This is a genomic window from Micromonospora sp. NPDC004336 (genome assembly GCF_053602615.1).
In genome coordinates, this window is the sequence record NZ_JBSGDY010000044.1 from 12,981 (window position 1) to 25,621 (window position 12,641).

Annotated in this window: 14 protein-coding genes; 8 read left to right on the plus strand and 6 right to left on the minus strand. The window is 74.4% G+C overall.

Annotated features, from left to right (window positions below):
• The first annotated feature begins 1,056 nt into the window (after positions 1-1,056).
• The 4 genes from ACWENR_RS12405 to ACWENR_RS12420 all read left to right on the plus strand — a co-directional run bounded on the left by ACWENR_RS12405 (position 1,057) and on the right by ACWENR_RS12420 (position 4,874).
• Positions 1,057-2,772, plus strand: a complete 1,716-nt coding sequence (locus tag ACWENR_RS12405) for a nitrite/sulfite reductase (protein WP_452277079.1) — start codon at positions 1,057-1,059, stop codon at positions 2,770-2,772.
• Between the two features lie 34 nt (positions 2,773-2,806).
• Positions 2,807-2,965: a hypothetical protein gene (locus tag ACWENR_RS12410; RefSeq protein WP_452277080.1), complete on the plus strand. Its 159-nt coding sequence runs from the start codon at positions 2,807-2,809 to the stop codon at positions 2,963-2,965.
• A 206-nt stretch (positions 2,966-3,171) separates the two neighbouring features.
• The gene (locus ACWENR_RS12415; protein ID WP_452277104.1) at positions 3,172-3,909 is read left to right on the plus strand and encodes a phosphoadenylyl-sulfate reductase; all 738 of its coding nucleotides are present in this window, start codon (positions 3,172-3,174) and stop codon (positions 3,907-3,909) included.
• Between the two features lie 176 nt (positions 3,910-4,085).
• Entirely contained in the window at positions 4,086-4,874 is a 789-nt protein-coding gene (locus ACWENR_RS12420) for a sirohydrochlorin chelatase (RefSeq protein WP_452277105.1), read from the plus strand.
• Between the two features lie 96 nt (positions 4,875-4,970).
• On the opposite strand, the gene ACWENR_RS12425 is transcribed toward ACWENR_RS12420, so the two are convergent.
• Both ACWENR_RS12425 and ACWENR_RS12430 read right to left on the minus strand, forming a co-directional pair.
• On the minus strand, positions 4,971-5,228 hold the full coding sequence (locus tag ACWENR_RS12425; RefSeq protein WP_007072794.1) for a WhiB family transcriptional regulator: 258 nt from the start codon (positions 5,226-5,228) through the stop codon (positions 4,971-4,973).
• A 451-nt stretch (positions 5,229-5,679) separates the two neighbouring features.
• A complete protein-coding gene (locus tag ACWENR_RS12430; protein ID WP_452277081.1) occupies positions 5,680-6,630 on the minus strand; it encodes a diacylglycerol/lipid kinase family protein in 951 nt (316 codons plus the stop codon).
• On the opposite strand from ACWENR_RS12430, the gene ACWENR_RS12435 reads away from it, so the two are divergent.
• A complete protein-coding gene (locus ACWENR_RS12435) occupies positions 6,629-7,063 on the plus strand; it encodes a hypothetical protein (RefSeq protein ID WP_452277082.1) in 435 nt (144 codons plus the stop codon). The genes ACWENR_RS12430 and ACWENR_RS12435 overlap by 2 nt on opposite strands.
• A 181-nt stretch (positions 7,064-7,244) precedes the next feature.
• Here ACWENR_RS12435 and ACWENR_RS12440 read toward each other — a convergent pair whose 3' ends face one another.
• From ACWENR_RS12440 to sodN, 3 genes are all read right to left on the minus strand, one after another.
• Positions 7,245-7,652, minus strand: a complete 408-nt coding sequence (locus ACWENR_RS12440) for an anti-sigma regulatory factor (protein ID WP_452277083.1) — start codon at positions 7,650-7,652, stop codon at positions 7,245-7,247.
• 24 nt (positions 7,653-7,676) lie between these two features.
• Positions 7,677-8,189 carry an N-acetyltransferase family protein gene (locus ACWENR_RS12445; RefSeq protein WP_452277106.1) on the minus strand — a complete coding sequence of 171 codons (513 nt, stop codon included), beginning with the start codon at positions 8,187-8,189 and terminating at the stop codon, positions 7,677-7,679.
• Positions 8,190-8,251: 62 nt separating this feature from the next.
• On the minus strand, positions 8,252-8,656 hold the full coding sequence (sodN, locus tag ACWENR_RS12450; RefSeq protein ID WP_452277084.1) for a superoxide dismutase, Ni: 405 nt from the start codon (positions 8,654-8,656) through the stop codon (positions 8,252-8,254).
• An 84-nt stretch (positions 8,657-8,740) separates the two neighbouring features.
• On the opposite strand from sodN, the gene ACWENR_RS12455 reads away from it, so the two are divergent.
• The 3 genes from ACWENR_RS12455 (at position 8,741) to ACWENR_RS12465 (ending at position 11,457) form a co-directional block, all read left to right on the plus strand.
• Positions 8,741-9,091 carry a S24/S26 family peptidase gene (locus ACWENR_RS12455; RefSeq protein ID WP_452277085.1) on the plus strand — a complete coding sequence of 117 codons (351 nt, stop codon included), beginning with the start codon at positions 8,741-8,743 and terminating at the stop codon, positions 9,089-9,091.
• 141 nt (positions 9,092-9,232) lie between these two features.
• Positions 9,233-10,408, plus strand: coding sequence for an NAD(P)-dependent malic enzyme (locus tag ACWENR_RS12460; protein ID WP_452277086.1), 1,176 nt, complete (start codon positions 9,233-9,235; stop codon positions 10,406-10,408).
• Positions 10,409-10,494: 86 nt separating this feature from the next.
• On the plus strand, positions 10,495-11,457 hold the full coding sequence (locus tag ACWENR_RS12465) for a zinc-binding dehydrogenase (RefSeq protein ID WP_452277087.1): 963 nt from the start codon (positions 10,495-10,497) through the stop codon (positions 11,455-11,457).
• A 207-nt stretch (positions 11,458-11,664) separates the two neighbouring features.
• Here the strand turns inward: ACWENR_RS12465 and ACWENR_RS12470 are convergent, their stop codons facing one another.
• Complete coding sequence (locus tag ACWENR_RS12470; RefSeq protein WP_452277088.1) at positions 11,665-12,639, minus strand: alpha/beta hydrolase family protein; 975 nt, start codon at positions 12,637-12,639, stop codon at positions 11,665-11,667.
• Between the last annotated feature and the right edge of the window lie 2 nt (positions 12,640-12,641).

A 12,641-nucleotide genomic window follows, 5' to 3' on the forward strand; every position in this document is an offset into this window, starting at 1 on the left:
CCGGATCCGACCGGGGGCGGTCCCCGCGCGACGTCGCGGATCGCCACCTTCCGGACAATCTGCCCACGGGCCGAGCCTTCCACACCCGCGTCCACCCCGTGCCTCCCGCCGAAGATCGCGCCGGGATGGGGCCGGAGACCGCGCCGGAGGTCGCGCAACTTGCGGGAAGTAGTGCCCTCCCTGCGGCGGGAGGCCACTACTTCTCGGAAGTTGTCGTCTTCCATCCGGCGGGGCGGGAGCTCGGAGTCCGTGCCTCGCGCCGGGATGGCGGCGGGGACCGCGCCGGGGATCGCGCAACTTTCGGGAAGTAGCGCCCTCCCCGGGGCGAGGAGGCCACTACTTCCGGGAAGTTGTCGTCTTCCACCCGGCGGCGCGGCGCGGCGGGGGGCGGGGCGGGGCGGCGCGGCGCGGCGCGGGGCGGGAGCACGGAGCCTGTGACTCGCGCCGGGGATCGCACCGGGATTGGCGCTGGGATGGCGCCGGGATGGCGGCGGGGACCGCGCCGGGGATCGCGCATCTTCCGGGAAGTTGTGCCCTCCCTGGGGTGGGGAGGCCACTACTTCCGGGAAGTTGTCGTCTTCCATCCGGCGGCGCGGCGCGGCGCGGGGCGGGGCGGGGCGGGAGCGTGGAGGCCGACGACGACGCGTCCGCCGCAGTCGCGCCGGCAGCCTGGCGCGGATCGGGCGGTGCGGCGGGCGGCCCCGGCACGCCGCGCATGCCGGCAGCCTGGCGCGGATCGGGCGGTGCGGCGGGGCGACTCCGGTGCGCCGCCCGTGATGTGGGATCCGGCACGCGCTCGTTGGCCGGGCCCCCACGGGTGTGGCAGCATGACGTTCATGACCGCCGCTGTCGTCCGCCGCTTCGTGGCTCGTCGCCACGTCGACTACGGCCGCGTGCGCAGCGCGATCTGTCCGGCCCACTGACGACGCCCGACCAATCTGTCTCGGGCGCGCCCCGCGCCGGCTGTTCCGACACCGTTGTCCCCAGCCCGTTCTCCACGGGCCGGCCGCCGCGCCCGCGCATCCCGAGGCACCGCAGACAACGGAGGACGCCGCCATGGCGGTCAGCAGCATTCCGGCGCGGGCCGGCGACCCGACTGCCCCCCGACCGGCCCGGGCCCCGCGCCGTCCGCGCGGCGAGGGCCAGTGGGCGCTCGGCCACCGCGAGCCGCTAAACGCCAACGAGCGGATCAAGAAGGACGACGACCCGCTGAACGTACGGGCGCGGATCGAGAACATCTACGCCCACCACGGGTTCGCCTCGATCGACCCGCAGGACCTGCGCGGCCGGTTCCGCTGGTGGGGGCTCTACACACAGCGCAAGGCGGGCATCGACGGCGGGCGTACGGCCGTGCTGGAGCCGCACGAGCTGGAGGACGAGTTCTTCATGCTCCGGGTCCGGGTGGACGGGGGCGAGCTCAACCTCGCGCAGCTGCGGGTGGTGGCGGACATCTCCCGCGAGTTCGCCCGGGACACCGCCGACATCACCGACCGGCAGAACATCCAGTACCACTGGATCCGGGTCGAGGACGTGCCGGAGATCTGGCGCCGGTTGGAGTCCGTCGGCCTGCAGACCACCGAGGCGTGCGGCGACTGTCCCCGCGTCGTGCTGGGCAGCCCGGTCGCCGGCGTCGCCCGCGACGAGCTGGTCGACCCCACGCCGGCGCTCGACGAGATCGTCCGCCGGTACGTGGGCGACAAGGCCTACTCCAACCTGCCGCGCAAGTTCAAGACCTCCATCTCCTGGCTGGTCGACACCCCGTACGAGGCGAACGACGTCGCGTTCCTCGGCGTCGACCACCCCGACCACGGGCCCGGTTTCGACGTCTGGGTGGGCGGCGGCCTGTCCACCAACCCGATGCTGGCCCAGCGGCTCGGCGTCTGGGTGCCGCTGGCGGAGGTGCCGGACGTGTGGGCCGGCGTGGTCGGCATCTTCCGCGACTACGGCTACCGCCGGCTGCGCAACCGGGCGCGGCTGAAGTTCCTGGTCGCCGACTGGGGCGTGGCGAAGTTCCGCGAGGTGCTGGAGAAGGAGTACCTGGGGCGCGCCCTGCTCGACGGGCCGGCCCCGGAGCTGCCGGACCGGCCGGTGGACCACATCGGCGTGCACCCGCAGCGCGACGGGCGCAACTACGTCGGGGCCTCCCCGGTGGTCGGGCGGGTCTCCGGCGGGCAGCTGGCGCGGCTCGCCGACGTGGTCGAGGCGCACGGCAGCGACCGGGTGCGGCTCACCCCGTACCAGAAGCTGCTGGTGCTGGACGTGTCGCCGGAACGGACCGACTCGCTGGTGCGCGAGCTGCGGGGGATCGGCCTGGAGGCGCAGCCGTCGGCCTGGCGGCGCGGCACCATGGCCTGCACCGGCATCGAGTACTGCAAGCTGGCCATCGTCGAGACGAAGGCGCGCGGCGAGGAGCTGGTGGCCCGGCTGGAGGAGCGGCTGCGCGACTTCGACGCCGACATCTCCATCCACCTGAACGGCTGCCCCAACGCCTGCGCCCGCACCCAGGTCGCGGACATCGGCCTCAAGGGCCAGCTCGTGGTCGGCCCGGACGGCCGCCAGGTGGAGGGCTTCCAGGTCCACCTGGGTGGCGGGCTCGGCATGGCCGAGGGGCGCACGGCCGGGTTCGGCCGCAAGCTGCGCGGTCTGAAGACCACCGCCGAGGAGCTTCCGGAGTACGTGGAACGCCTCGCCCGGCGCTACCTGGCCGGACGGGAGACGGGCGAGACGTTCGCCAACTGGGTGATCAGGGTCGACGAGGAGGAACTCCGATGAGCGAACCAGTCAGCCGGACCGGCGAGGTGGCGCGATGAGCGAGTCGCGTTCCGTGCCGCTCTACTGCCCCTACTGCGGCGAGGAGGACCTGCGGCCGAGCGAGGCCGGCCACGGCGCCTGGGAGTGCCACGCCTGCGCCCGCGTGTTCTCGGTGCGGTTCACCGGCCTGCTCGGTCGGGCGGTGGCCCGGTGAGCGGGGGCGCGGCCGACCGGCCGGGGCTCGGCTCTGCGGCTGACCGGCCGGGGCTCGGCTCTGCGGCTGACCGGCCGAAGCTCGGCTCGGCGGCCGATCGGCCGAAGCTCGGCTCGGCGGCTGACCGGCCCGGGCTTGGCTCTGCGGCTGACCGGCCGGGGCTCGGCTCTGCGGCTGACCGGCCCGGGCTCGTCTCCGCGGCGGGGCTGGGCCTGGTCGGCGCGGGCGGTCGCGAGCCGGCCGACCCGGCCCGGCGCGGCCCGGACGAGCTGCGCGCGCTGGCCGAGGAGGCGGGCCGGGAACTGGAGGGCGCGCCGGCGCTGGAGATCGCACGCTGGGCGGCCGAGACCTTCGGCGACCGATTCTGCGTCACCAGCTCGATGGCCGACGCCGTGCTGGCCCACCTGGTCAGCCGGGTCGCGCCGGGGGTCGACGTGGTCTTCCTCGACACCGGCCTGCACTTTCCCGAGACGCTGAAGGTCCGGGACGAGGTGGCCCGGACGCTGCCGGTCAACGTCCGGTCGATCCGGCCGAGGCTGACCGTGGGCCAGCAGGACGGCCAGTACGGTCCCCGGCTGTTCAACAAGTCCCCGGACGACTGCTGCCAGCTGCGCAAGGTCGAGCCGCTGGAGCGGGCGCTCGGCGGCTACGACGCCTGGGCCGCCGGGCTGCGCCGGGACGAGTCGCCGACCCGGGCGAACACGCCGGTGGTGACCTTCGACGCCCGCCGGGGCAAGGTGAAGGTCAATCCGATCGCAGCCTGGCGGCAGGCCGACGTGGACGCCTACGTCGCCCGCTGGAACGTGCCGGTCAACGAGCTGTTCAGGCAGGGCTACGGCTCGATCGGCTGCTGGCCCTGCACGCGCCGCACGAAGGCGGGGGAGGACCCCCGGGCCGGCCGCTGGGCGATGTTCGAGAAGACCGAGTGCGGCCTGCACGTCTGACCGGGCCGGTCCCGGGCTCTCCCGCGTCGGGGGCGCCCGGGCCGTCGGCAGTCGCCGGGCTGTCGGAGGTGGCCGGGCCGTCGGGGGCGGCCGGGCTGTCGGCAGTCGCCGGGCTGTCGGAGGTGGCCGGGCTGTCGGAGGTGGCCGGGCTGTCGGAGGTGGCCGGGCTGTCGGGGGTGGCCGGGCCGTCGGGGGCGGCCGGGCCGTGGGACGTGGCCGATCCCGTGGTCCTGGTGGCGCACGGCAGCCGGGACCCGCGCGCCGCCGAGGCGACCCGCGCGCTGGCCCGGGCGGTGTCGGCCGCCCGGCCAGGCACGCCGGTGCTGGCGAGCTGGCTGGACCACACCGACCCGGGACCGGCCGCGGTGCTGCGGGACCTGGCCGCCGCCGGCCGGCGACGGGCGGTGCTGGTGCCGCTGCTGCTCACGGCCGCGTACCACCGGCGGGTGGACATCCCGGCGGCGGTGGCGGCGGCCCGCGCGCAGGGCCCGCCGATCGCGGTACGGGTGACCGACGTGCTCGGGCCCGCCGACGGGGCGGTCGACGCCGGGCTGCTGGCCGGCCTGGGGCGGCGGCTGGGCGAGGCGGAGCCGGGGCGGTTCGACGGGCTGGTGCTGGCGGCGGCGGGCACCAGGGACGCCCGGGCTCGCGGGTCGGTGGGGCGGGTGGCCGCCGCGCTGCGCGCCGGTCTCGGGGTGCCCACCCGGGTGTCGTACGCCTCGGCCGCCCCGCCGGCCGTCGGCGCTGCGGTGGCCCGGCTGCGGTCGCGGGGCGCCCGGCGGGTGGCGGTGGCGGCGTACTTCCTGGCGCCCGGCCTCTTCCACGACGCGGTGGCCGCGGCGGCGCGGGACGCCGGCGCGGTGGCGGTGTCGGCGCCACTCACCGACGCCCCGGAGCTGGCCGACCTGGTGCTGCGCCGCGTCGACGCCGTCGATCGGGTGGCCGGGGTCACGCCTCGACCATGATCGGAAAGGGCGCCGCGCGGGTAGTTGACCGGTGTGCGGACAGCAGTACGCCCCGGCGGGCGGACCCGGCCGGGGCGTGACGCTGTGGTGCGGGGATCAGGCGGAGTGAGCGCGCAGCACCCGGAGGCCACCGCGGCGCTTCACGGCGCGCCGCTCCTCCTCGCTCATCCCGCCCCAGACGCCGGCGTCCTGACCGGACTCCAGCGCCCACTGCAGGCACTGGTCGGTCACGGAGCAGCGCCGGCAGACGGCCTTGGCCTGCTCGACCTGCAGGAGAGCCGGTCCGGACGTCCCGATCGGGAAGAACAGCTCCGGGTCCTCGTCGCGGCAGACAGCATGGTGACGCCAGTCCATGGCGGCAACACTCCTCATTCTGGGTGGGTGGCAGATATTGCTTTGGTGCTTTTCCTATATGCATCCGCAGCGCCGAATGGTGACGGTTCGCGTCCGCTTATTCGGCAGTGCGTGAGCAGGCTGTGTCGGCCCCGAGGACCTGCTGGAACAGCTCAACCTGACGAGCATATCCAGGCAATGTCCCGGTAACTCAAGTTCGCTTGTGAATACTTTCACGAACGCCCGGGATGTCAAGGGGTGACGCTCGGAAAAACTCCGGGCGGTGAGCAAGCCCACAACCCATTTGTCCGGATTCCAGCACCTTCCTGGTTACCCGGTGTACCACAGTCGAGGATCAATATAGTACGGTCCGCGTGACAATGCTGACATTTCCGGCACCTGCCTCTCGGTGTGGCGGCCACCTCGTCGGTGCGGGCTCGTCGCCGCGTCGACCTAGGGCAGTACCCGAGACCTAGCAGATTACTCTCAGTGCGGCAGGAACGGATGTGAATCTAACTTTCTCCCGCTCGCCGAGGTAGTCCCCGTCGAGCTGGAACGCCTGCGGACGCGCCGAGACCAGCGTGAACTCCGCTACATCGTGCAGCCGCAGCACCTGACGGCCGTGCGGATCGGGCGTCCGCGAGAAGAACTGCGTCACGGTACGTGTCGTACTGGCGACCCGGAGCTGCCGCAGCGCGAGCACGTCGAGGCCCAGGTCGAACGACGCCTCCGGGTTCGGGTTGACCTCCCGGTCGCCCAGGTACGTCCACGGCGCGGTGTTCTGGATGATGACGGTGGCCAGCTCGCCCTCCGCCGCCTCGCCCGGCCGCTCCAGGCTGATGGCGGGATGACGCCGGTCGGAGTTGAGGAAGTACTGGGCGACCGTGGAGCGGAAGTAGAGCGCGGGGGTGGAGACCCGGCCCCGCCGGCGCGCCTGCTCCACCCGGTGGATGACCGCGGCGTCGACCCCGAAGCCGGCGCAGAAGGTGAAGTAGCGGTCGTCGGCCCGGCCGAGCCCGATCGTCCGGTACCGGCCCAGCCGCAGGCCCTCCAGGATCATGCTGGTGCCGTCCGGCCAGTCGCGGGGCAGCCCGAGCGCGCGGGCGAAGACGTTGGTCGAGCCCCCCGGCACGGTCGCCAGGGCCGGCAGCCGCTCGGCCGACGTGGCCGCGCCCGGCACGGTCGGCGGCTGCGCGGTCATCAGGCCGTTGACCACCTCGTTGACCGTGCCGTCGCCACCGAGCGTGACGACGACCTCGACGCCCTCCTCGGCCGCCTCGCGGGCCAGATCGGTGGCGTGCCCCCGCCGTCGGGTGTAGCGCACGGAGAGGTCGACTTCGCTGCGCAGGGCCCGGACCAGGACGTCCCGGCTGCGCTCGCTGGTGGTGGTGGCCTTCGGATTGACCACCAGGACGGCCCGCATGGGCGGCACTGTACCCCGCGGGAGCCCGGGTATCGTGGCGCGCGTGACCATCGACTCGGACCCGGTTCCCGTCACCCTCCGCTGGGCGGTCCGGCTGCTGCGGGGCGAGGCGGTCGCCATCGGGCTGGTCGCCGCGTGGCTGATCTGGGCCGACCTCACCGCCACCACCACCGACCTGACGTCGGCGGTGCTGGTCACCGCGTTCGCGGTCGGCGCGGCGGCGGCGCTCTGGGCCCTGGGCGGCGCGCTGGCGCGACGTCGGGCCGGCGCCCGGGCCCCGGCGATCGTGCTCCAGCTCATGCTGCTGCCGATCGGATGGTTCATGGTGCAGGGCGGGCTGGGCTGGCTCGGCGTGCCGCTGATGGCGCTCGGCCTCGGCGTCACCGCGCTGCTGGTGAGCACCCCCACCACCCGGGCCCTCGGCTTCGAGTGACGCCCCGGCGCGCTCGCCGGCGCGAAACGACGCCGCTGGCGCGAAACGACACCGCTGGCGCGGACAGTAGCGCGAAAACGGTGCTGGGCAGCGCGGGAACGATGCCCGGCGGTGCGGAGGGCCGCCCGCCGGTGCGGTAGCGGCGGCCGGCCGTGCGGAAACGGTGCCCGCCGGCGGCCGATCAGTAGCCGGAGGCGCGGCGGGTCAGCAGCGAGATGGTCGCCCGGCCGTCGGCGGCGCTCGCGCCCGCCGAGGTGGTCAGCGCGGTGAGCACCTTCCACGCGAAGGACGACTCCGCCGGCAGCGTGGCACCCCGGACCGTCGGCACCGTCACCTCGACGGTGAGCGCGTCGTCGGTGACCGCGAAGCGGCAGTCGAGCTCGGCGTCGCGGGTGGCGATGGCGAGCAGCATCGCGCACGCCTCGTCGACGGCGATGCGCAGGTCCTCGATCTCGTCGAGCGCGAACTGGAGCCGCGCCGCGAGCCCGGCGGTGGCGGTACGCAGCACCCCGAGGTAGCCCCCGTCCGCGGGCACGGTGAGGTGCACGACGTCGTCGTCGATCGTCGGCTGCCCGGTCAGTTGAGTCACCACTCATCCCCCCGGTCGGGGACTCTACCCGCTCGGCCGCACCGACGTGTGGGGGCCGCCACGTGCCTGCGCCGCCAGGCCGGCCAGCGCGTCCCCGCTGAGCCGGTACGGCACCCACTCGGACACCTGCCGAGCCCCGATGGCGGCGTAGAAGCCGGCGGCCGGGTTCCAGTCGATCATCGACCACTCCAGCCGCCGGTAGCCCCGCTCGACGCAGATCGCGGCGAGGGTGGCCAGCAGCAGTCGCCCCGCCCCGGTGCCCCGGGCGGCCGGCCGGACGTAGAGGTCCTCCAGGTAGATGCCGTGCACCCCGGCCCAGGTGGAGAAGTTGAGGAACCACAGCGCGAACCCCAGCGGCCGGTCGTCCGCGTCGACGGCCACGTGGCCGTAGAGCGCCGGGGCCGGGCCGCGACCGCTCGGCGCGTCCGACGCCGCGCCGGGGCCCGGCGCGGTCCCGAACAGGGCGGCGGTGAGCTGCTCCTCGGTGAGGTGGCACTGGTCGGGCGCGCGTTCGTACTCCGCCAGCTCGTGCACCATGGCGACGACGGCCGGCACGTCCTCGGGACGTGCCGGCCGGATCGTCGGCGGACCGCTGAGGGTCACGCCTTCTTGGTCTCCCAGAAGATCTTCGAGATCTCGTCGATCTTCTGCAGCAGCTCGTCGGCCTTGGACGGGTCGGTGCCGCCCTTCGCGCCGGCGGCGCCCGCCAGCTTGGTGGCCTCGTTGAACAGCTGGTGCAGGTGCGGGTACTTCTCGAAGTGGGCCGGCTTGAAGTAGTCGGTCCAGAGCACCCACAGGTGGTGCTTCACCAGGTCGGCGCGCTGCTCCTTGATCAGGATCGCGCGGGTGCGGAACTCGGGGTCGGTGTTCGCCTGGTACTTCTCGCAGATCGCCTTCACCGACTCGGCCTCGATCCGGGCCTGCGCCGGGTCGTAGACGCCGCAGGGCAGGTCGCAGTGGGCGCTGGCGGTCACGCTGGGCGTAAGGATGCGCGGAAGTCGCATCAGGATCCTCCATGGGAAGTTTGCGATGATCCAATACGACATTACTCCTGGAGCCGCGCCGAGAGGCCGGGTGGAGGTGAACCGGTGCAGGCCGATCACCCGGCGGGAGCACCCCGGCTGCGCTGGCCGCTGACTGCCGTGCTGGTGACCGGACCGTCCATGTCGCCGACGCTGCGGCACGGCGACGCGGTGCTGGTCCGCACGGGGGGCCGGGCCGTCCGCCCCGGCGACGTCGTGGTCGCGGTGTTCCGCAGCCGCCCCGACCTGCTCGTGGTCAAGCGCGCGGTCCGCGCCGAGGCCGGCGGCTGGTGGCTGACCGGGGACAACGACCTGGTCACCGACGACTCCCGGGCGTACGGGGTGGCGGACGTGCGGGGGCGGGTGGTGGCGCGCTACTGGCCCCGCCCGGGACGGGTGCGTACGCGCCGGTTATGACCCTGCTCACATCGGCGTCCCGGTGGCGACACTATGCTCGGGTACGTGCCCGGGTGACCCCCGCACCGCGTGCCGCCGCTCGACGCCTCAACCCGCGCCCGCGCCGGCCGCCCCGTCTGCTCGACAGATCCTGGAGTCACCATGTCGTCGTCCACCGTGGACCCCGCTGATCCCGTCTTCCGGCTGCACCGGGGCGGCAAGATGGCAGTCGCCTCGACCGTCCCGCTGACCAGCCGGGAGGACCTCTCCCTCGCGTACACCCCGGGTGTGGCCCGGGTCTGCGAGGCGATCGCCGCCGACCCGAGCCTCGCCGCCGACTACACCTGGGCCTCGCACACCGTCGCGGTCGTCACCGACGGTTCGGCCGTACTCGGGCTGGGCAACATCGGCCCGCGCGCGGCGCTGCCGGTGATGGAGGGCAAGGCGGTGCTGTTCAAGCAGTTCGCCGGGGTCGACGCCGTGCCGGTCTGCCTGGACACGCAGGACGTGGACGAGATCGTCGCGACGGTGCGGGCGCTGGCGCCGTCCTTCGGCGGGATCAACCTGGAGGACATCAGCGCCCCGCGCTGCTTCGAGGTGGAGCGCCGGCTCGACGAGGCCCTCGACATCCCCGTCTTCCACGACGACCAGCACGGCACCGCGATCGTGGTGCTCGCCGCGCTGCGCAACGCCGCCACGCTGCTCAACCGCAAGCTCGGCGACCTGCGGGTGACCGTCAGCGGCGCCGGCGCGGCCGGGGTGGCGGTGACGAAGATGCTGGTCGCCGGCGGTGTCGACCCCGACCAGGTGGTGGTCTGCGACTCCAGGGGCATCATCGGCCGGCACCGGGAGGGGCTGACCGGCACTAAGGCCGAGCTGGCCGCCAGCACCAACGCCGACGGCCGCGAGGGCGACGTCACCGAGGCGCTGCGCGGCGCCGACGTGCTGATCGGCGTCTCCGGCGGGCAGATCCCGGAGCGGGCGGTGGCCGGCATGGCCTCCGGCGGCATCGTCTTCGCCCTGGCCAACCCGACGCCCGAGGTGCACCCCGAGGTCGCCGCCCGGCACGTGGCGGTCGTCGCCACCGGCCGCAGCGACTACCCCAACCAGATCAACAACGTGCTCGCCTTCCCGGGCGTGTTCCGGGGCGCGCTGGACGCCCGGGCCACCCGGATCACCGACGGGATGAAGGTGGCCGCCGCCGATGCGATCGCGGGCGTGGTGGCCGAGTCGCTCACCGCCGAGGCGATCGTGCCGTCCCCGCTCGACCCCCGGGTCGCCCCCGCCGTGGCCGAGGCGGTCGCCGAGGCCGCCCGCCGCGACGGCGTCACCCGCTGACGGTGCGGGAGGGGCCCTTCCCCCGGGTGACGGGAAGGGTCCCTCCCGCACCGGGGCACTTCTTAACGACCGCTCAGCTTGTTACCGTGCCGATCATGCGTGCCGCCTTCGCCACCCGATTCGACGACGCCAACCCGCTCGCCGCGCTCAGCGTCGGCGAGCGGCCCGAGCCGACCCACCCCGCCGACGACTGGGTGACCGTGCAGGTGCGGGCCAGCTCCCTCAACCACCACGACCTCTGGTCGCTGCGCGGGGTGGGGCTGCGCGCCGAGCAGCTGCCCATGATCCTCGGCTGCGACGCCGTCGTGGTGGACCCGGACGGCAACGAGGCCGTCGTCTACCCGGTCATCCCCACCCCGGGCGACCCGCGTGGCGTCTCCATCCTCTCCGAGCACTTCCCCGGCACCCTGGCCGAGCGGGTCGCCGTACCCCGGTCGAACCTGCTGGCCCTGCCGGCGGGCCTGGCGGCGACGGACGCGGCGTGCCTGCCGACGGCCTGGCTGACCGCGTGGCGGATGCTGACCACCAGGGGCCGGGTCGACGAGGCCGACGCCGTGCTGGTCCAGGGCGCCGGCGGCGGCGTGGCGACCGCGGCCGTCGCGCTCGCCGCCGCGATGGGCAAGCGGGTGTACGCGACGAGCCGCGACGCCGCCAAGCGGGAGCGGATCGCCGAGCTGGGCGCCACCGCCGTCGAGCCCGGCGCCCGGCTGCCGGAGCGGGTCGACGTGGTGATCGAGACGGTCGGCGCGGCCACCTTCGACCACTCGCTGAAGTCGGCCGCGCCGGCGGCCCGGATCGTGGTCTCCGGCGCCACCGCCGGCCACGAGCCCAAGGTCAACCTGCGTCGGGTCTTCGCGATGCAACTGGAGATCCTGGGCACCTCGATGGGCACCCCCGACGAGCTGGCCGCCCTGCTCGCGTTCTGCGCCGAGCGGGGCGTGCGTCCGGTGGTGGACAGCGTGGTCCCGTTCAGCAGGGTCGCCGACGCCTTCGCCCGCCTGCACTCCGGCGATGTCTTCGGCAAGGTCGTCGTCGACCACACCGCCTGACGCCACCTCCCCGCGCGCCGCGCTCTGGGCGGTGGGATCGCGCTCTTTCGCGGAAATAGTGGCCTCCCGGCGCGGGGGAGGCCACTATTTCCGCGAAACAGTGGTCTCCCGGCGCGGGGGAGGCCACTGTTTCCGGGTAGTTGTGCGGATCTTGTGGGCAGCGGCATCAGCGTGCCCGGCGGGGCCCGGGGCAAGCCGGGCGGCCGGTCAGAGGCGGTTGTCGAGGGTGGCGATGTCGTCGCGGGCGGCGTCGGTGGGGATGCGCCCCTTGGCGGCCTCGTCGCCGTAGAGGGACCAGCGCAGGAACTCGATCGTGGTGTCCGAGACCACCCGCAGCGCGACGCCGTCGCTGAGCAGGGCCCGGCCGTGGTCGCCCTTCGACAGGCTCAGCATGGCCTTCGGCCAGGGCACCTTGTCGTAGGCGGCCCGCCCGGCGGCGTACTCGACCACCTCGTCGGCCTCGCCGTGCACGAAGAGCTGCGGGGCGGCGGCGCCCGCGAAGGCGGTGCCGACGCCGAGCGCGGTGCCGGCGAAGACCACGCCCGCGTCCAGCCGCTCGTCCCGGCCGGCCGTGAAGAGGCCGATCGTGGTCACCCCGCCCGCCGAGTGCCCGGCCGCCGCCACCCGGTCCGTGGCCAGCCGGCCGCGCAGCGGGTCGCCGGCCTGGGCGTCGAGGGCGAGCACCCGGGTCAGCGCGTACGACACGTCGGCGGGCTGGTTGAGCACGTCCAGCACGTTGCCGTCGCCGCCCCGGGCCGTGTGCGGGAAGGTCGGCGCGGCCACCACGAACCCGGCCGCCGTCCAGCGGGTGAGCAGCGTCTCGTAGTCGGCCGGTCGTCCGTTCAGGCCGTGGCTGAACATGACGACGGGAAACCTGCCCTCGGCAGCCGCCGCCGACCGCTGCGGCTGCCCGCCGGCCTTCCCCGCCGCCGGGTACCACACGGTCACCGGCAGCGGCCGGTCTCCGTCGCGGTTCAGCTTCAGCTGCCGTACGCCGACGGCGAATGCCTTGGCGGGCGCGGTGCCGGCGGGTACCCGCGGGGTGGGGACGGCTGCCTGCGGGGGCGGGGCGGTCGGCTGCGGCGCCGCCTGCGGGGCCGACCCGGCGTCGCGGGAGCAGCCGACCAGGCCGGCGGCGAGCAGGGCGGTCGCGAGCAGGGCGGGGGTGACGCGAGGCGGCATGG